The sequence below is a fragment of the Pandoraea bronchicola genome (genome assembly GCF_902459805.1).
In the GTDB taxonomy this organism is placed as follows: Bacteria; Pseudomonadota; Gammaproteobacteria; order Burkholderiales; family Burkholderiaceae; genus Pandoraea; species Pandoraea bronchicola.
On the sequence record NZ_CABPST010000010.1, the window covers coordinates 91330 to 109700 of the forward strand.

General features: G+C 63.7%; 14 protein-coding genes. 9 read left to right on the forward strand and 5 right to left on the reverse strand.

Annotation, left to right across the window (positions count from 1 at the left end; translation table 11 throughout):
- Positions 1–109 precede the first annotated feature (109 nt).
- The 3 genes from PBR20603_RS17590 to pip all read left to right on the forward strand — a co-directional run bounded on the left by PBR20603_RS17590 (position 110) and on the right by pip (position 3822).
- Positions 110–817, forward strand: a complete 708-nt coding sequence (locus PBR20603_RS17590) for a haloacid dehalogenase type II (RefSeq protein ID WP_150560794.1) — start codon at positions 110–112, stop codon at positions 815–817.
- Between the two features lie 93 nt (positions 818–910).
- Positions 911–2515: a malate synthase A gene (gene aceB, locus PBR20603_RS17595; RefSeq protein WP_150560795.1), complete on the forward strand. Its 1605-nt coding sequence runs from the start codon at positions 911–913 to the stop codon at positions 2513–2515.
- A gap of 368 nt (positions 2516–2883) precedes the next feature.
- Complete coding sequence (gene pip, locus PBR20603_RS17600; RefSeq protein WP_150560880.1) at positions 2884–3822, forward strand: prolyl aminopeptidase; 939 nt, start codon at positions 2884–2886, stop codon at positions 3820–3822.
- 192 nt (positions 3823–4014) lie between these two features.
- Here pip and PBR20603_RS17605 read toward each other — a convergent pair whose 3' ends face one another.
- A complete protein-coding gene (locus PBR20603_RS17605) occupies positions 4015–5820 on the reverse strand; it encodes a DEAD/DEAH box helicase (protein WP_150560796.1) in 1806 nt (601 codons plus the stop codon).
- Positions 5821–6251: 431 nt separating this feature from the next.
- Here PBR20603_RS17605 and tsaB point away from each other — a divergent pair, with 431 nt between their 5' ends.
- From tsaB to PBR20603_RS17625, 4 genes are read left to right on the forward strand one after another with little or no spacing between them, the layout of a single operon-like run.
- On the forward strand, positions 6252–7019 hold the full coding sequence (gene tsaB, locus PBR20603_RS17610) for a tRNA (adenosine(37)-N6)-threonylcarbamoyltransferase complex dimerization subunit type 1 TsaB (protein WP_150560797.1): 768 nt from the start codon (positions 6252–6254) through the stop codon (positions 7017–7019).
- Positions 7019–7498, forward strand: a complete 480-nt coding sequence (gene rimI, locus PBR20603_RS17615) for a ribosomal protein S18-alanine N-acetyltransferase (RefSeq protein WP_150560798.1) — start codon at positions 7019–7021, stop codon at positions 7496–7498. The genes tsaB and rimI overlap by 1 nt, the downstream gene beginning before the upstream one ends.
- Positions 7485–8594, forward strand: a complete 1110-nt coding sequence (locus tag PBR20603_RS17620) for a uracil-DNA glycosylase (protein ID WP_150560799.1) — start codon at positions 7485–7487, stop codon at positions 8592–8594. Before rimI ends, PBR20603_RS17620 begins: the two co-directional genes overlap by 14 nt.
- A complete protein-coding gene (locus PBR20603_RS17625) occupies positions 8555–9739 on the forward strand; it encodes a DUF1853 family protein (protein ID WP_246174796.1) in 1185 nt (394 codons plus the stop codon). The genes PBR20603_RS17620 and PBR20603_RS17625 overlap by 40 nt, the downstream gene beginning before the upstream one ends.
- Positions 9740–9774: 35 nt before the next feature.
- On the opposite strand, the gene thiD is transcribed toward PBR20603_RS17625, so the two are convergent.
- On the reverse strand, positions 9775–10599 hold the full coding sequence (gene thiD, locus PBR20603_RS17630; protein ID WP_150560800.1) for a bifunctional hydroxymethylpyrimidine kinase/phosphomethylpyrimidine kinase: 825 nt from the start codon (positions 10597–10599) through the stop codon (positions 9775–9777).
- Position 10600: 1 nt separating this feature from the next.
- Positions 10601–11893 carry a lysophospholipid transporter LplT gene (gene lplT, locus PBR20603_RS17635; protein WP_150560801.1) on the reverse strand — a complete coding sequence of 431 codons (1293 nt, stop codon included), beginning with the start codon at positions 11891–11893 and terminating at the stop codon, positions 10601–10603.
- A 338-nt stretch (positions 11894–12231) separates the two neighbouring features.
- On the opposite strand from lplT, the gene alr reads away from it, so the two are divergent.
- Both alr and radA read left to right on the forward strand, forming a co-directional pair.
- Entirely contained in the window at positions 12232–13302 is a 1071-nt protein-coding gene (gene alr, locus PBR20603_RS17640) for an alanine racemase (RefSeq protein WP_150560802.1), read from the forward strand.
- A gap of 23 nt (positions 13303–13325) precedes the next feature.
- Complete coding sequence (radA, locus tag PBR20603_RS17645) at positions 13326–14699, forward strand: DNA repair protein RadA (protein WP_150560803.1); 1374 nt, start codon at positions 13326–13328, stop codon at positions 14697–14699.
- A gap of 119 nt (positions 14700–14818) precedes the next feature.
- Here the strand turns inward: radA and PBR20603_RS17650 are convergent, their stop codons facing one another.
- Together PBR20603_RS17650 and cls are read right to left on the reverse strand one after the other, a co-directional pair.
- Complete coding sequence (locus PBR20603_RS17650) at positions 14819–16759, reverse strand: ATP-binding cassette domain-containing protein (RefSeq protein ID WP_150560804.1); 1941 nt, start codon at positions 16757–16759, stop codon at positions 14819–14821.
- 174 nt (positions 16760–16933) lie between these two features.
- A complete protein-coding gene (gene cls / locus PBR20603_RS17655; RefSeq protein ID WP_150560805.1) occupies positions 16934–18361 on the reverse strand; it encodes a cardiolipin synthase in 1428 nt (475 codons plus the stop codon).
- Positions 18362–18371 lie beyond the last annotated feature (10 nt).

The following is an 18371-nucleotide window of genomic DNA, read 5'->3' on the forward strand; positions in this document are numbered from 1 at the left end:
AGTCAAAGATAAAGTGATTTTTGTGCACTTTTATGGCGCTGTATATCAATAATACAATCGGCATGCAAAGACAAGTGATGCCGAGTCAGGCAAAAGGGGTACCAAGCTGATGACTTCCCGCATTCAGGCAGTGATCTTCGACGCTTACGGCACGCTGTTCGACGTGTACTCCGTCGCAGCGGCCGCCGAGCAGCAATTCCCCGGCCGCGGGGCGGCGCTCGCCGAGCTGTGGCGCTTGAAGCAGATCGAATACACACAACTGCGTACGCTCTCGGGCCCACAGGGTGAGCGCTATCGCCCGTTCTGGGACATCACCGCCGATGCGCTGCGCTATGCGGCGGCCCGCCTGAATCTCACGCTCTCGCCAGTGGCTGAGAAGCGTCTGATGGACGAATACACCTGCCTGTCCGTGTTCCCGGAGAACCCGCCGGTCCTGCGCGCATTGCGTGCCATGGGCCTCGGGCTTGGCGTGCTGTCGAATGGCGATCCCCGAATGCTGGACGTCGGCCTGAAGAGCGCGGGCATGAAGGATCTGTTCGATCACGTGCTGTCGGTCGATGTCGTGCGCAAATACAAAACGGCCCCCGAGGCCTACCAACTAGGACCTGATGCGTTCGGCTTGCCTGTCGACGCCATCGTTTTCGTCTCCAGCAACGGCTGGGACGCGGCCGGTGCCACCTGGTTCGGATACCCGACGTTCTGGGTCAACCGGGCCGGGCTGCCGGTCGAACAACTCGGCGTAACGCCGCAAGGGATGGGGCGCGACATGCGCGACTTGCAGCGGTTCGTCGAGGCAGTGACGGGAGCGCGTGCCTGACATCTCACGCGATGTCAGGCTTTGTGCAAAGCCCCTGAAGTTCCTCCTTGCGGCGCACTCCCTTATATAAATCAAGATAGTTGGAGATCCCTGATGTCCCGCGTGTCCCTTACGCTGCCCCCTGGCATGCAACTGCATGTCGATGCCACCGATATTCATCCCGAGTACGAAGCAATCCTGACCCCCGAGGCGCTCGCTTTCGTCGCCAGGCTGCACCGCGCGTTCGAGCCGCGCCGCCAGGCATTGCTCGCCGCCCGTGCCGCGCGGGCCGCGCGACTCGATGCCGGCGAAGTGCCGGACTTTCTGCCTGAGACACAAGCGATTCGCGAGGCCGACTGGCGTATCGCGCCGTTGCCGGCGGCGCTGCAATGCCGTCGAGTGGAAATCACGGGGCCGGTCGAGCGCAAGATGATCATCAACGCGCTGAATTCGGGGGCGGACAGCTACATGACCGACTTCGAAGACTCGAACGCGCCGAACTGGCACAACCAGTTGCAAGGTCACCTCAACGTGCGCGACGCCGTGCGAGGCACCATCAGCCTCGAGCAGAACGGCAAGCAGTACCGACTGAACGACAAGGTCGCGACGCTGATTGTGCGTCCGCGCGGCTGGCACCTCGACGAGAAGCATGTCAGCGTCGACGGTGTGCGCATGTCGGGCAGTCTGTTCGACTTCGGTCTGCACTTCTTCCATAACGCCAAGGCGTCGCTCGAGCGCGGCTTCGGGCCCTATTACTATCTGCCGAAGCTCGAGAGCCACCTCGAGGCACGTCTGTGGAACGACGTGTTCGTGCTCGCTCAAAACGAGCTGGGTGTGGCGCAGGGCACGATCAAGGCGACGGTGCTTGTCGAGACCATTCTCGCCGCGTTCGAAATGGACGAGATTCTGTATGAGTTGCGCGAGCATAGCTCGGGGCTGAACGCTGGGCGGTGGGACTACATCTTCTCGTGCATCAAGAAGTTCAAGGTCGACGCCGACTTCTGTCTGGCCGATCGCAGCCGTATCAACATGACGGTGCCGTTCATGCGTGCGTACGCGCTGTTGCTGCTCAAGACTTGCCACCACCGCCACGCGCCTGCCATCGGCGGCATGAGCGCGCTGATTCCGATCAAGAACGATCCGGAAGCCAACGAGAAGGCGATGGCCGGTATTCGTGGCGACAAGGAACGCGATGCCACCGACGGTTACGACGGCGGCTGGGTTGCGCATCCGGGCCTCGTGCCGGTGGCGATGGAAGCGTTCGTGAAGGTGCTGGGCGATCGTCCGAACCAGATCGACAGGCAGCGCGACGATGTGAACGTCAAAGGCCGCGATCTGCTGGAGTTCAAGCCCGAAGCGCCGATCACCGAAGCTGGCTTGCGTAACAACATCAACGTTGGCATCCACTATCTGGGCGCATGGCTTGCGGGCAATGGCTGCGTGCCGATTCACCATCTGATGGAAGACGCCGCAACGGCCGAGATCTCGCGCTCACAGGTGTGGCAATGGATCCGCTCGCCGAAAGGCAAGCTCGAGGACGGCCGCAAAGTGACCGCCGAACTGGTGCGCGAACTGATTCCGCAGGAACTGGCCAACGTCAAGGAACTGGTGGGGCAGGTGGCGCCGACGTACGATCGCGCCGCCGTCATCTTCGAGCAGATGAGCACGAGCGAGAACTTCGTCGATTTCCTTACGTTGCCGCTCTATGAAGAGGTCTGACGCAAGCCGGAAGACTTGCGGTAACGCGTCGCGCGACTGACGACGTGCCCGATACGCAACGAATGGGACGATGGCGACATCGTCCCATTTCATTTTGTGCGAGTGCTTTGTCTTGTTTGGGGCACCGCGCTACACTGAACTGCGACGTATTTGTCCCCGTCCTGCTCGTCCAAGTGTTCGCCGTCGGCGTGGCGTACGCGCGAAACGTTGACGACGCACTGGCCATTGTTCACGTGAGGATGCCGATGTCAGCCGACTTTCCCGATGATGCAGTCCCCAATGTGCAGAGCGATCCGCGCGCGCAGACGCGTGCCTCGCACGGCGAGTCAGGCAAGGTCATAGAGACGCGCCCGGATACGCTGCGCGGTTTGTATCCGCCTGTCGAACCCTTCGAGAGCGGCATGCTCGATGTCGGCAACGGGCATCGCATTTACTGGGAGCGGTGCGGCAATCCGCTCGGCAAACCTGCGGTGTTTTTGCACGGTGGCCCTGGCGGCGGGTGTACGCCGGAGCATCGGCGGTTGTTCGATCCTGCCAAATACTGCATCACGCTGTTCGATCAACGCGGCTGCGGACGTTCGGTCCCGCACGCGAGTCTCGACCACAACACGACGTGGGATCTGGTCGACGACATCGAGCGGCTGCGCGCGAGGTTCGGATATGAACGATGGCTGGTGTTCGGTGGCTCGTGGGGCAGCACACTGGCGCTTGCTTATGCGCAGGCGCACGTCGACCGTGTGAGCGAACTCGTCGTGCGGGGCATTTTTACGGTGCGTCGCGAAGAGTTGCATTGGTACTACCAGGCGGGCGCCTCATGGTTGTTCCCGGATCGCTGGGAGACGTTTCTGGCGCCGATCCCGCTCGAGGAACGTGGCGATCTGATGCGCGCCTATCGGAAGCGGCTGACGCATCCGGATGAGGCGGTCAGAATCGAGGCGGCGCGCGCGTGGAGCATGTGGGAGGGCAGCACGATCACGTTGCTGCCTGACGACCAGCTCGCGGCAGCCTTTGGCGATCCGCACTACGCGATTGCATTTGCTCGCATCGAGAATCACTACTTCGTGCACGACGGCTTTCTCACACCCAATCAGTTGATCGACGGCGCGCACCGTTTGCGCGGCATTCCGGGCGTGATCGTTCAGGGGCGCTACGACATGGCGACACCTGCGCATACGGCGTGGGAGCTGCACAAGGCTTGGCCGGAGGCGGATTTTTATTGGGCGCCGGATGCCGGGCATGCGTTCAGCGAGCCCACCATTCTGCATTGGCTGATCGAAGCGACGGACCGGTTTGCCGCTATGAGGTGACTAGATAGCGGGGTGACGGAGTGACGGGGTGACGCGTCAACGGCGTTCCGGCGTCAGCGATCCGTAGGGGACATGCATTTTCTCGCGCGCAAATGAGAAAAACCCCGGCATTGACGATTGACGTCAACCTCCGGGGTTTTCAGGCATTCGTGCAGTGCCGGTGATTGACCGGCACTGTCGATGTCAGGCGATTCAGCCGCTGCGACGCTTGCTGAAGCCGCCGCCGCCGCTGCGACTGCCGAAGCCACGGTCCTGACGCGGTGCATCGAAGCTACGGCCGCCACGATCCTGACGGTTGCCGTCGGCCGGACGCGGCGAGCGACGCTCGAAGCGGTCGGTCGCGCTGCCGTTCGAGAAGCCATTGCCGCCGTTGCCACCTTCGCTCTGCTGGTAGCCCCCTTGGGAGCCGCTGCTTTCGCGGCGCTCGAACGGGGTGCCAGCCGGCTTGTTGCCGCCAAAACGTTGGCCGCCCTGATAGCCGCCACTGCCACCGTTGCCACCATTGCCGCTGCCGTAGCGCGGCGCGCTATTGCTGTTGCTCCAGCGACCACCGCCGTTGCCTTGACCATGACGCGGACCGCCACGGCCCTGGCCCGGACGCTTGCTGCCAGCACCCCCCTTCGGCGGCGAGCGACGCGGTTCGAAACCGGCCACCACATTCACCGGCAGCGGCTCACGCGTGTAGCGCTCGATGCGGCGCACGGCGCCGATCTCACCGTGGGCGGCGAGGCTCACGGCCACGCCACGACGACCGGCACGGCCCGTACGGCCGATACGGTGCACGTAATCTTCTGCAAACTTCGGCAGATCGTAGTTGAACACGTGCGTGATGCCCGGGACGTCGATACCACGCGCTGCCACGTCGGTGGCCACCAGCACGCGCACACGACGCTCGCGCAGTGCGCGCAACGTGCGGTTACGCACGCCTTGCGGCATGTCGCCATGCAGTGCGGCGCTGTCGAAGCCGGCTTGTTCGAGCTGATCGGCCAGCAGGTCTGCGTCGCGCTTGGTCGACGTGAACACGATGGCCTGATCGAGCGCATCGTTGCCGAGCAAGTGCGTAAGCAGGCGATCCTTGTGGGCGCGGTCGTCCACATAGTGGAGCGTTTGCTCGATGTTGGCGTTGGTGCGTTGTTCGCTGCCGCGCGTGATCTCGATAGTTTCCGGATTACGCAGCAGACGACGCGTGATTTCACCCATGCGGCCGTCGATCGTTGCCGAGAACAGCAGCGTCTGACGCGATTCCGGGGTAGCGTCGACGATGGTCTGAATGTCGTCGATGAAGCCCATGTCAAGCATGCGGTCGGCTTCGTCGAGCACGAGCATCATCAGTTGCGACAGATCGATCTTGCCGCTCGAGATGTGATCGAGCAGACGGCCCGGCGTTGCCACGATGATTTCGGGCTGCTTGGCCAGCATTTCGAGCTGACGCGGGTAGGGCATGCCGCCCAGAATACTGACCGTGCGCAGACGGCGCAGTTGCTTGCCGTACGTATCGGCTGCGGTCGAGACCTGTTGCGCCAGTTCGCGGGTCGGCGTGAGCACGAGCAGCAGCGGCTGAGCAGCCACGCGACGCACGCGCTGGCCCTTGCGGGGCTTTTCGCCCGGTTCGGCCGGCTGGTTGCGCGGGTGGGCTGCGGGGGCGCGGTTGCTCAACTCGCCGCTTGCCTGCATTTCTGCGAAGCGATGGATGGCCGGCAGCATGAAGGCTGCCGTCTTGCCCGAACCCGTCGGGCTGGACACGAGCAGATCGCGACCGGCGAGCGCAGCGGGAATCGCGCGCTGCTGGACCGGCGTCGGGCTGGTGTAGCCAGCGGTGGTCAGGGCCGTCAGGATGGCCGGGTTCAGGCCGAGTTCGGCGAACGTGGGCTGACCGTCGGCGCTGGCGGCCGGCACCGTGCCTACTGCCGTGGCGGCATCAACAATAGCGTCGGCGTTTTCTTCGGACGAAGGGAAGTACGTCTGCGCGAGCGCAGACAGCTTGGAAGTCTGTTCCATGAATCCTCTTGCGGATTGATAAGGTTATGTCGGGGCGTTGGCGCCAATCGGCAAACCCAATTCGTCGCAAGCAGGAAGCAAATCGCGGATGGGGCAGAAAGCGGATCGAAATCCGTATCGTAAGCCAGGGACGGTGGCGGGTCGTTCCATCAGGAACGCCAGTACCGGCAAGAACTACAGCGGCTTATCACAGGATTGGGGCAAAACGCGGTTTTTCGTCGCTTGACGGGGTATTTCATAGAATCCCGCGAAGCGAAGCGCGGATTATACCTGTATTTTGAGAAAAGTGCACGTTCGGATTTGCACGGATGGGTGCGGGCTGCCCGGGCAGGCGTTTCAAGGGGATGAACATGGCAGGTGGCGCGAGCTTTGGCGCGGGTTGCCGTCAATCCCGCTAGGTCGCTCGCCACGCGCCCGATTACAATAACGCCATGTCTTCGATTACGCTTCTCGCCCTCGATACCTCGACCGAGTTCTGTTCGGTCGCGCTGTATCGTCACGACCCCGCCGGTGGGGCGCCAGCCCTTGTGCTCGAGCGCCATCTCGACACCGGCCCCGTCTCCAGTACCCATATTCTTCCTGCGGCGCGCGAAGTGCTGCGCGAGGCCGGTGTGACGCTCGCCGAATGCGATGCGATTGCCTTTGGCGCGGGTCCCGGCTCGTTTACCGGGCTGCGCACGGCGTGCGGTGTCGCGCAGGGGCTGGCCTTTGGTGCCGGCCTGCCCGTCGTGCCGGTAGGTACGCTTCTCGCCTGTGCCGAAGCGGCGCGTGCATCGCGTGTCGACACGCAACGTGTTCTCGTCGCGCTTGATGCACGCATGAACGAGGCTTATTGGGCCGACTACGCCTGGGACGCCTCGGCCGGTGAGTGGCGCGAAGTGCAGCCGCCGTCGCTCGACGCGGCCGAACAGGTGCGCGCACCTGATGCGGCGTTCGTCGTTGCCGGGAATGCCGTGCTGGCGTTTGGCGAGCGTTTGCAGGCGAGCGTGCAGGCGCAGGCCGTGCTGGCCGATGCCATGCCGCGTGCCCGTTATGTCGCCGCGCTGGCGGCACGCGCTTTCGCCCGAGGCGAGGCGATTCCCGCCGATCAGGCCATGCCCGTGTACATCCGCAACAAGGTGGCGCAGACGACGGCAGAGCGCGAGGCCATCAAACAACGGGTGGCTGGGCAGCAGGGCAGTGGCAAGGAGGCGCCCTGATGCGCCAGACCGGCCCGAACCATTTTTCACCGATGACGCTGGCCGATCTCGATGAGGTCGTCGCCGTCGAGGTGCGCGCGTATCCGTTTCCGTGGACGCGCCAGAATTTCTTCGATTCGCTGGACGCCGGGCATCAGGGTGTCTGCCTGCGTGCGGTCGATGGAGCGCTGCTGGGCTATTTTCTGCTGATGCCGATCGTCGACGAGTCGCATTTGCTCAACGTGTGCGTCGCGCCGGAAATGCAGGGCAACGGCCTGGGTGTGCAGTTACTGGAAGAAGTGGTGCGCGTGTCGCGTGCGCAGGGCATGGGCGGGGTGCTGCTGGAAGTGCGTCCGTCGAACATGCGGGCATTGCGCATCTATGAGCGCTTCGGTTTCGAGCAGATTGGCCGGCGCAAGGGATACTATCCGGCGAGCGGGCGTCGTGAAGACGCCATTGTGATGCGCCTGTCGTGGGAGACTGATCGTGCCGTGGCCTAAAGCAATTCTGGAAGAGTTCGGGCTGTGGCCGGTGTGGATGTCGCACGATGCGGTGGCCCGGGCGGCGGTGACGTCTGCTGAAGATGGGGATGTGGCAACGCTTGCCGAACCTGTAGCCTCGCAGAGCGGCGCGCAAACCGACGATCTGCCGCCGTGGGATGTGACACCGTCCGTCGCGCCGGAAGTCGTGCGGCCCGTCGCGCGTGCCGCGACCGTGGATCAGGCTCCCGCTGCACCCGCTGCACCCGCTGCACCCGCTGCACCCGCTGCACCTGCAGCACGTCTTGCGCCTGCGCCTGTCCGGCGTGAAGCCGCGCCGGTATCCGCACCGAGCCGCGGTGAGAACCGCCGCATGGCGGATCTGCCGCCCGACGATATCCCCATGTGGCTCGATAGCGATGGCAACGGTGACGGCGATGCGGCTGCCGATGCTGCGTTGTGGTCGATCGTGCGAGAAGCGGGCGGGGCCGATGCGCCGTCGCGCCCCGCATTGCCGGGTGTCGAGACGCTGGACTGGGAGGCGCTGACTGAGCGCGTCGCCAATTGCCGCTTGTGCGGTCTGTGCGAGAAGCGTACGCAGACGGTTTTCGGCGTGGGGGATCGCGAGGCCGACTGGTTGCTCGTGGGCGAAGCGCCGGGGCAGCAGGAGGACTTGCAGGGTGAGCCGTTCGTCGGTCAGGCCGGCAAGCTGCTCGACAACATGCTGCGTGCTTCGGCGTTGCAGCGAGGCGAAAACGTCTATATCGCGAACGTCCTCAAGTGCCGTCCGCCGAACAATCGCGATCCGGAAGCGGATGAAGTGGCGAGCTGCGAGCCGTACCTGAAACGTCAGGTCGCGCTGCTCAAACCGCGCGTGATTGTCGTGATGGGACGTTTCGCGGCGCAGAGTATCCTGCGTACGCAGTCGAGCATTGCCAGCTTGCGCGGGCGTGTGCATGAGTATGAAGGGGTGCCGGTGATCGTGACGTACCATCCGGCCTATCTGTTACGCAGTCTGCCTGACAAGGCCAAAGCCTGGACGGATTGGTGCCTGGCGCGGGCCACCTACGAGGCAGTGTGCGAATCGACTCCGGCCAACAAGCCTACGGCGAACTGATCGAAACGCTACGCGAGGCGCCGGTGCGCGACCTCGCGTGGTTGTTGCTGTCTGCCGATCTCCTCAGCGCTGCGCGCTTCCCGGCGGCACTCGCCCATTTCGATAGCGTTCAGGCGGCGGCCGATGTGGCTCCCGCCCCCATCGCTGCCGCCTCCGGCGCTTTGCCCGGGGCGCATCCCGGTGCCTCGGAGCCGGTTTTCCATTCCCGGTTACTGCACGATTGGCTGCTGGCTTGCGATGCGAATCCCGAGCCATTACGTGAATTTCTCGCGCGCGGCGAAAGCAACCGGCTGGGCCGTTATGCAGAGCAACTGCTGCATTTCGCGCTGCTGCACAGTCCTCGCTTCGATCTGCTTGCGGCTGGCTTGCAAGTGCGCGATCCCCGGCGGGGCAATATGACGCTCGGCGAGTGTGACTTCCTGCTCACGCGTCGGGCAGACCAGCAATTGCTGCATTGGGAGCTGGCGGTGAAGCTGTATTTGTTCGTGCCGCCGGCACGACCCGCGTCGGCGCTCGACGAGCGCGCTGCTCAGTTTCATTGGCTGGGGCCGAATCTTGCCGACAGTCTTGCCGACAAGGTCGCGCGGCTGCTCAGTCACCAATTGCGTCTGACGACACTGGAGGCCGCGCGCGGTGCATTGCCTGCTGCCGGGCCGTGGCTGCCGCAGGTGTATCTCAAGGGCTGGTTGTTCCATCCGCTCACGCAGCGCGGGCAAGTGCCGCAGGTGGCGTCCGAATCGCACGGCCGGGGTTGGTGGGCAACGCTCGACGAGTGGTGGGCGCATGCACAATCGGCGTCTCACGGAAGCGGCGTGCCGGATGCGCGGCGCTGGGCCATGTTGCCGCGGGCTCGTTGGCTCGCGCCCGCGCGTGTGGACGACTCGGCGGCGCTCCCGCTCGATGCGATGCATGAGCGTATCGAGACGCATTGGCGCGAACGGGGTGTCGCCGAGCCGTTGTTGCTCGTCGCGTTGGCGCGGCGCACGGGCGAAGGGGATTGGTTCGAGTGCGAGCGCGGATTTATCGTGCCGGACTATTGGGCGCCGCGTGCCCGTCATCGCATTGAGGAATTGAGCGAGCGGGCTGATGCGGCGGCGCGTCGTGCGCTCGCGCGAAGTGCCGACGACGGCGCGCCGTCGATCTGAGTCGGCGCGTTCGCGGCGTTCGCGGCGTCAGCGCCTCAACCCTTGGGCCAGACCGCGTGGAAGTGGTGTACGGGCCCGATGCCGTGGCCGATGTGCAGTTCGTCGCTGGCGGCGAGTGCGCCGTTGAGATACGCCTTGGCGTCGCGTACGGTGTCCGGCCAGCCTTCGCGACGGGGCCGCAACGCGGCCAGCGCGGCAGAGAGCGTGCAGCCGGTGCCGTGCGTGTTGTGGGCAGCGATGCGGGGTGCGTTGAAGCGTTCGACCCCCGCAGCGCTCACGAGCCAGTCCGGGCTCTGATCGCCGGCCAGATGGCCGCCTTTGACCAGCACATTGCGAGCCCCCAGTGCGCGCAATGCTTGCGCTTGCCGCTCCATCTCGTTTTCATCGGTGGCGGGCTCGACGCCGAGCAACGCGGCGGCTTCCGGCAGGTTAGGGGTAATCAGGTCCGCCAGGGGCAATAGTTCGTCGCGCAGCGCGGCAACGGCGTCGGGCAGCAGCAGCGCGTGCCCGCTCTTCGAGATCATCACGGTATCGAGCACGACGAAGCGCGGCTGGTAGCGCCGCAATCCGGCGGCCACTGCGCGCACGACCTCGGCGTTGGCAAGCATGCCGAGCTTGACCGCATCGACTTCCAGGTCTTGAAACACCGCGTCCATTTGCGCAGTGACGAAACTTGCCGGTGGCGTATGGATGCCGGTCACGCCTTGCGTATTCTGCGCGGTGAGGGCGGTAATCACGCTGGCCCCGTAAGCGCCAAGCGCGGAAAACGCCTTGAGATCGGCCTGGATACCTGCACCACCGCTGGAGTCGGAGCCGGCGATGGTGAGGGCAATGGGAACAGACGACTGACGCAAAATCATATCAATGCTTGACTTCGCCAATGAGCGATACCGAATCGAATTCTCGCTGATTGGCCTGGTGACGCTTCATGACGAGCCACATCGTGCCCGACACGAACACGCCGAACAGAATAATGACGACCCCGACCGGCACATTGCACCAGATCAGCAGTGCATAGAGGCACAGCATGATAAGCACGGACAGGTTTTCGTTGAAATTCTGCACGGCGATGGAGTGACCTGCGGAAAGCAGCACGTGGCCACGATGCTGGAGCAGGGCGTTCATCGGCACCACGAAGAAGCCCGCGAGCGCGCCGACGATGATGAGGAAGATGTACGCGATGATCAGATACAGCGGCACTTTCCACTCGGTGCCGTAGGGCAGCAGATCTTTCGAGAAGAACGCCATCGCCATCACCGCGAGACCCATGGCGATGCCCACCGGCAACACCGAGAGCGAGCGTTTGAGCGGAATGCGGGAGGCCGCCAGGATGGCGCCGATGGCGACGCCCACAGCCGATACGGCTTGCAGAATGGCGCCTTCGGACAGCGTCATGCCGAGCGCCTTTTCCGCCCAGCGCAGCACGATGAACTGCAGCGTCGCGCCTGCGCCCCAGAACAGCGTGGTGACGGCGAGCGAGATCTGACCCAGCTTGTCGCGCCACAGCGTGACGAAGCAGTCGGCGAAGTCGGAGACGAGCTTGATCGGATTGCGTTCCTGTCGCGCGTAACGCGCGCCGGTGTCGGGAATGCGCAGATTGAACAGCGCGGCAATCACATAAATGCCCATGATGATGACCATCGCGGCCATCGCCGGCGAGCTGATCACCTCAGGGGTACGTTGGAGCACCCACTCCGAGATGTGCGGACTGATGAGTGCGCCCCCCAGCACGGTGCCGAGAATGATCGAACTGACGGTGAGGCCTTCGATCCAGCCGTTGGCGGCGACCAGCTTCTCGGCGGGCAGCAGTTCCGTGAGAATGCCGTACTTCGCGGGCGAGTAGGCCGCCGCGCCGAAGCCCACTACGCCATACGCTATCAGAGGGTGTGAGCCGAACAGCATCATCAAACAGCCTGCGACCTTGATCGAGTTGCTGATGAACATGACTTTGCCCTTGGGCATGGAGTCGGCGAAGGCGCCCACGTAAGCGGCAAGAATGACGTACGAGAGAACGAAGAAGAGTTTGAGCAGCGGGGTCATCCACTGCGGGGAATGCAGATCTTTCAGGAGCGCGATTGCGGCGATGAGCAATGCATTGTCGGCCAGCGACGAAAAAAACTGCGCGGCCATGATGGTATAAAAGCCTTTCTTCATCGGTACTTGAGTCGATCCCGTGCGGCGTAAAACTTGCGTGTCTCGGTTGTCGGAATCCGCGGTGCCCGCGAGGGGCTCCCATACGGGAAGAAACCGGGCTTAAACACAGGGGTATCTGCGCGCATCAATCATGCAAATGTCGCCAATCAACCGTATGTTCGGTCTTGGAGCCCCCGTGTCGGGCGCCCGGTCGCCCTCGGTCTGAGACCGATATTGTTATCGGGAAAAAGATTTCGGCAAAACAAGTTGTGCGCACGGCTTTATAACACGAAAATATGCCGATGCGTTATGCCGCCAGCCTGTCCTGGCGAGCTTGTCCTCCGATTCTGTATCCGCCCATGCCACGTCCGATCAAAGTCTCGATTCACACCGCAGCCCTTGCCCATAATCTCGATGTTGCCCGTCGCCATGCGCCCAACGCCAAGGTGTGGGCGGTGGTCAAGGCCAATGCCTACGGGCATGGCATCGATAACGCGTTTCCCGGATTGCGCGACACCGACGGCTTCGGCCTGCTCGATCTCGACGAAGCCGTGCGTTTGCGCGAACTCGGCTGGGCCGGCCCCATTTTGCTGCTCGAAGGGTTCTTCAAACCCGAGGATCTGGCGATCGTCGACGAGTACGGTTTGACGACCACGGTGCACAGTGACGAACAGTTGCGCATGCTGGAGATGGCGCGTCTGAAAAAGCCGCTCAATGTTCAGCTCAAGATGAATTCCGGGATGAACCGCCTTGGTTTCTCCCCCGAGCGTTACCGCGCAGCGTGGGAGCGCGCCCGTGCCATTCCCGGCGTGAGCCAGATCGTGCTGATGACCCACTTTTCCGATGCCGACGGCCCGCGCGGCATCGAGTATCAAATGGAAGCGTTCGAGCGCGGCGCATGCGACGTCCCGGGAGAACGCAGCCTTGCCAACTCCGCAGCCACCTTGTGCCATCCCCAGACACACGGCGCGTGGGTTCGTCCGGGCATCATGCTCTATGGCTCCTCGCCGAAGGGGCTCGAGGTTCCGGCGGCGAAGTTCGATCTGCAGCCGACGATGACGCTCGAATCCGAGTTGATCGGCATTCAGGAAGTCCCGGCGGGCGGCACGGTAGGGTATGGCAGTGTCTTCACCGCCGAAACGCCGATGCGCGTAGGCACGGTCGCTTGCGGTTATGCGGACGGTTATCCGCGTGTCGCACCGACCGGCACGCCGGTGCTCGTCGATGGTGTGCGCACCCGCACGTTGGGCCGCGTGTCGATGGACATGCTGTCTGTCGACCTCACGCCGGTGCCGCAGGCACGGGTGGGGTCGCCCGTCACGCTGTGGGGTCGTGGTCTGAGCATCGACGAGGTCGCCGCCTCGGCCGGCACGCTCGGCTACGAGCTGATGTGCGCCGTGGCGCGTCGTGTGCCGGTGCACGCGAACTAAGCGTCACCACAGGATTTCCACGCATGGCCAAAGCCAAGACTGTCTACATCTGTACCGAATGCGGCGGGCAGACGCCCAAGTGGGCGGGGCAATGCCCCAACTGCAACGGCTGGAATACGCTCGTCGAGTCGGTGGCGGAAACGACGACCGGTCATCGCTATCAATCGCTCGCCAAGAGCACGCCGGTGCGCAAGCTGGCGCAGATCGAGGCGGCTGATGTGCCGCGCTTTTCCAGTGGCGTGAGCGAGTTCGACCGCGTGCTGGGCGGCGGTCTGGTGGCGGGCGGCGTGGTGCTGATCGGGGGCGACCCCGGTATCGGCAAGTCGACGCTGTTGCTCCAGTCGCTCGCACATCTGTCGCGCGAGCGTCGTGCGCTATACGTCAGCGGCGAAGAGTCGGGCGCTCAGATCGCTTTACGGGCGCAACGGCTCGGCCTTGGCGCAGCGGGAGAGGGCGGTGGCGAACTGGACCTGCTCGCGGAAATTCAGCTCGAAAAGATTCTGGGCGTCATCGAATCGGAAAAGCCGGACGTGGTGGTGATCGACTCGATTCAGACGGTCTATTCCGAAGCACTCAGTTCTGCACCCGGCTCGGTGGCGCAGGTGCGCGAATGCGCGGCGCAACTCACGCGAAGCGCAAAGCAGAGCGGCGTGACCGTCATCATGGTCGGCCACGTGACCAAGGAAGGCAGCCTCGCGGGGCCTCGCGTGCTCGAGCACATCGTCGACACGGTGCTGTATTTTGAAGGGGATACGCACTCGTCGTATCGCCTGGTGCGCGCATTCAAGAATCGTTTCGGTGCCGTCAACGAGTTGGGCGTGTTTGCGATGACCGAAAAGGGGCTGCGCGGCGTGGCGAATCCGTCGGCGCTGTTCCTCTCGCAGCATGAACAGAGCGTGCCCGGGTCTTGCGTGTTGGTGACGCAAGAGGGAACGCGTCCGTTGCTCGTCGAGGTGCAGGCGCTGGTCGATACGGCGCAGGTGCCCAATCCGCGTCGTCTGGCGGTGGGGCTTGAGCAGAACCGGCTGGCGATGTTGCTGGCGGTGATGCATCGCCATGCCGGCATCGCCTGTTTCGATCAGGACGTGTTCCTGAACGCCGTAGGTGGTGTGAAGATCACTGAGCCGGCGGCGGATCTGGCGGTGTTGCTGGCGATTCATTCGTCGTTGCGCAACAAGCCTCTGCCGCGAGGGATTGTGGCGTTTGGCGAAGTGGGGCTGGCGGGGGAGATCCGTCCGAGTCCTCGTGGTCAGGATCGTCTCAAGGAAGCCGCCAAGCTCGGTTTTTCCATCGCGATCATTCCGAAAGCGAACGCACCGAAACAGCCCATCGACGGTCTCGAAGTCCACGCAGTCGACCGGCTGGAGCACGCGATTTCCGTGGTGGCGGGGTTGTAGGCTTGCGCGCTGAGCGCGTCAGGCGGCGAGAATAAAAAAAGCCCGGTCCCATCGACCGGGCTTTTCTTTGGGCGGAGTACGGCGACACTTGACCGTGTGGCATGGCCGCCGCTTTCGCGTCAGGCGATCTGCTCGAGGGCTTCCTGGGCTTCGAGCCATTCGGCTTCGACATCCGAGAGCCTGGCCGTCACGTCGGCCTGTTGCTTGAGGCTATCGGTCAGCAGGGCCTTCTTCGCGTCTTCGTAAGTGCTACTGTCCGCGAGGATCGCGTCGAGCCGGGCCTTTTCGTCCGACAGCTTCGCCATCGACTGCTCGAGCTTTTCGATCTTCCTTTGCAGTGGCTTGCGCAGTTGCGACAACCGCTGACGTTCCTGCGCCTCGGCGCGCTTCTGATCCTTGCGATTGACGCCGTCGCCGCTGTCGAGCCCTTCGCCGCTGCCGCTACCGGCGTCTCGCGCCGCCGCGCGTTGATCGGCGGCGTGTTGCAGCAGCCAGTCGCGGTAGTCGTCGAGATCGCCGTCAAACGGCTGCACTTCGCCGCCGGCCACCAGCAAAAACTGATCGGTGGTCGCGCGCAGCAAATGCCGATCGTGCGAGACGAGAATCAGCGTGCCGTCGAACTGAGCCAGGGCCATCGTAAGGGCGTGGCGCGTCTCGAGGTCCAAGTGGTTGGTCGGCTCATCGAGCAGCAGCAGATTCGGCTTGCGCCAGATGATGAGTGCCAGCGCCAGACGCGCCTTCTCGCCGCCGGAGAACGGCGCAATCGATGACGTCGCCATGTCGCCGCGGAAGTTGAATCCGCCGAGAAAATCGCGCAGCTCCTGTTCGCGCGTGTCGGGCGCGAGGCGTTGCAGATGCTGCAACGGCGAATCGTCGTGACGCAGCGTTTCGACCTGATGCTGGGCGAAGTAGCCGATCTGCAACCCTTTGCCGGTCTTCACTTCGCCGGCCAGCGGCGCAAGCGTGCCTGCGAGCGTTTTGATGAGCGTCGATTTGCCTTGACCGTTCGCGCCCAGCAGGCCGATACGTTGCTCGTTCTGTACCGACATCGTGACGCGCGGAAGGATGACCTTCTCGCTGCCGTCTTCGAGCGGATAACCGCAACGCACGGCATCGAGGACGAGCATCGGGTTTGGCGCACTGTCGGCCGGGCGGAACTCGAACGTAAACGGCGACGCGATATGCGCGGGCGCGATGCGCTCCATCTTCTCGAGCGCCTTCATCCGGCTCTGTGCCTGACGCGCCTTCGTCGCCTTGGCCTTGAAGCGCGTGATGAACGATTCCAGGTGCGCAATCGTTTTCTGTTGCTTGTCGAACGCGCTTTGTTGCAGCACCAATTGCTGGCCGCGCAAGATCTCGAACTGGCTGTAGTTGCCGCCGTAGCGCTTGATCTGCTGATTCTCGATATGCAGTGTGACGTTGCAGACCTCGTCGAGAAACTCGCGATCATGCGAGATCACGATCAGCGTGCCCGGGTAGCGCTTGAGCCAGTCTTCGAGCCAGACGATCGCATCGAGGTCCAGGTGGTTGGTCGGTTCGTCAAGCAACAACAGATCGGACGGGCACATGAGCGCCTGTGCCAGATTCAGGCGCATGCGCCAGCCACCCGAGAAGCTGGCGACGGGCAACTGTGTCTGCGGGAGCGTGAAACCCAGGCCGAGCAGCAGGGCTTCGCCGCGGGCCGGCGCCGTGTAGCCGTCGGCGTCGGCAAACGCGGCGTGGGCCTCGGCTTGTGCGTGACCGTCATGGGCGGCTTCGGCGGCGGCGATGGTCGCCTCGATCTCGCGCAGCCGGGTATCGCCGTCGAGCACGTAGTCGAGGGCGGTTCGCTCGACGGCAGGCGTCTCCTGCATCACGTGCGCGACGCGCCAACTGCTGGGCACGAAGACATCGCCGCCATCGGCGTGCAACTGAGCGCGCAGCAAGGCGAAGAGCGTGGATTTACCCGCGCCGTTGGCACCGACCAGGCCGACGCGCTCGCCCGGATTGAGCGTTACGGAGGTGTCCTCGAAGAGCGGTTTGGTGCCGCGGGCGAGGGTGAGATGTTCGAATCGAATCACGAAAAAGGCCGAGGGGAAAGCGGGTCAGTTCGTCCTGGGGCCACGCGCGGCGAGCCGGTGTCGCCGATCCGTTGGGGAGCGAACGAGCCGTGCGTCGAAACCCTGGCGCAGGGGACGGCAAAACCGGCATTTTACCGGTCTGCGCGCGCGAAAGCGATGCGCGCGGCGCGGCGCCTACAGAATTGGGGCGAAAAGCCGTGCGATACGCATCACAATCTGACGCCATTTCGGAATCTTCCGAAACGCGTCCTTGTCCAGCAGGACCGCCTGTTCGAAGTCATGCGTGAGCATGTACGCGACGTCGTCTGCAAAGGCGCGGTTGACCGTGAGCAGCATGATTTCGAAGTTGAGCCGGAACGACCGGTTGTCGAGATTGGCGCTGCCGACGGCGGCGGCGCTGTCGTCGATCAGCACGACCTTCTGGTGAATGAAACCATGCTGATAGCGATAGACATTGATGCCGCTGCGCGCGGCTTCTAACGCATACGAGGTCGTCGCTTCGAACACCACGTAGTGATCGGGCCGGTCGGGGATCAGAATGCGCACGTCCACGCCCCGCAGTACCGCGAGACGCAACGCGGAGAACACGGCCTCGTCGGGCACGAAATAGGGCGTGGTAAGCCATACCCGTTTCTGTGCGGCATTGATGGCCGTGACAAAGAAGAGCGACGACGTCTCCAGACGGTCGGCCGGGCCACTCGGCACCACCTGGCAGTGCATGTCCTCACCGGAGGCGGCCGGCTGACGGTTGAGTTCCGGTACCGCGCCCGTACTCCAATGCCAGTCTTCGGCGAATGCCCGCTGAATGCCGACCACCGCCGGTCCGCGCACGGAGATATGCGTGTCGCGCCAGGGCGCCAACGGCGGTTTCTCACCGAGGTATTCGACCCCGACATTGTGCCCGCCGATGAACGCTTCGTTGCCGTCGATCACCACGATCTTGCGGTGGTTGCGGAAATTGAGCTGAAAGCGATTGACGAAAATGCCGCGTTTGGCGGCCGCGAACTCGTGGACCATCACGCCGCCCTGGCGCAGCTTCTCGCAATAGCTGCGCGGCAGATCGTGACTGCCGATCCGATCGTAGAGGAAGTAGACCTTTACGCCCGTCGCGGCGCGCGCGAGCAGCCGGGCGGACAGGGCGCGTCCGAGCGGGTCGTCCTTGACGATGAAGAACTGGACGATGACGTAGTCGCGTGCGCGGTCGATGGCGGCGAAGATGGCATCGAACGTGGCCCGGCCGTTCACCAGCAGACGCACGCGATTGCCCGCCACGAAGGACATGCCCGTCATGGCGGTGAGTGCTGCAAACTCCTGGTGAGCTTCCACGGCGACAGGTGCCTCGCCGCGCCATTGCGTCTCGCCGATGCGCGACTGCAGTGCCTCGTTGCGCGCGCGACGCGCTTCGACATAGCCAATGAACTTCGATCGCCCGAGGAACAGATAGGGGATGAGCGTGAGGTAGGGCATTGCCACGAGCGATACTGCCCACGCCACCGCGCCTTGCGAAGTCCGTACTGTCAGAACGGCATGGATGGCGGCGATGATCCCCATTGCGTGGAGACAGGCGACGGCAAAGCCGACGTCGAGCCAATTGAACGTCATGACGGACAAC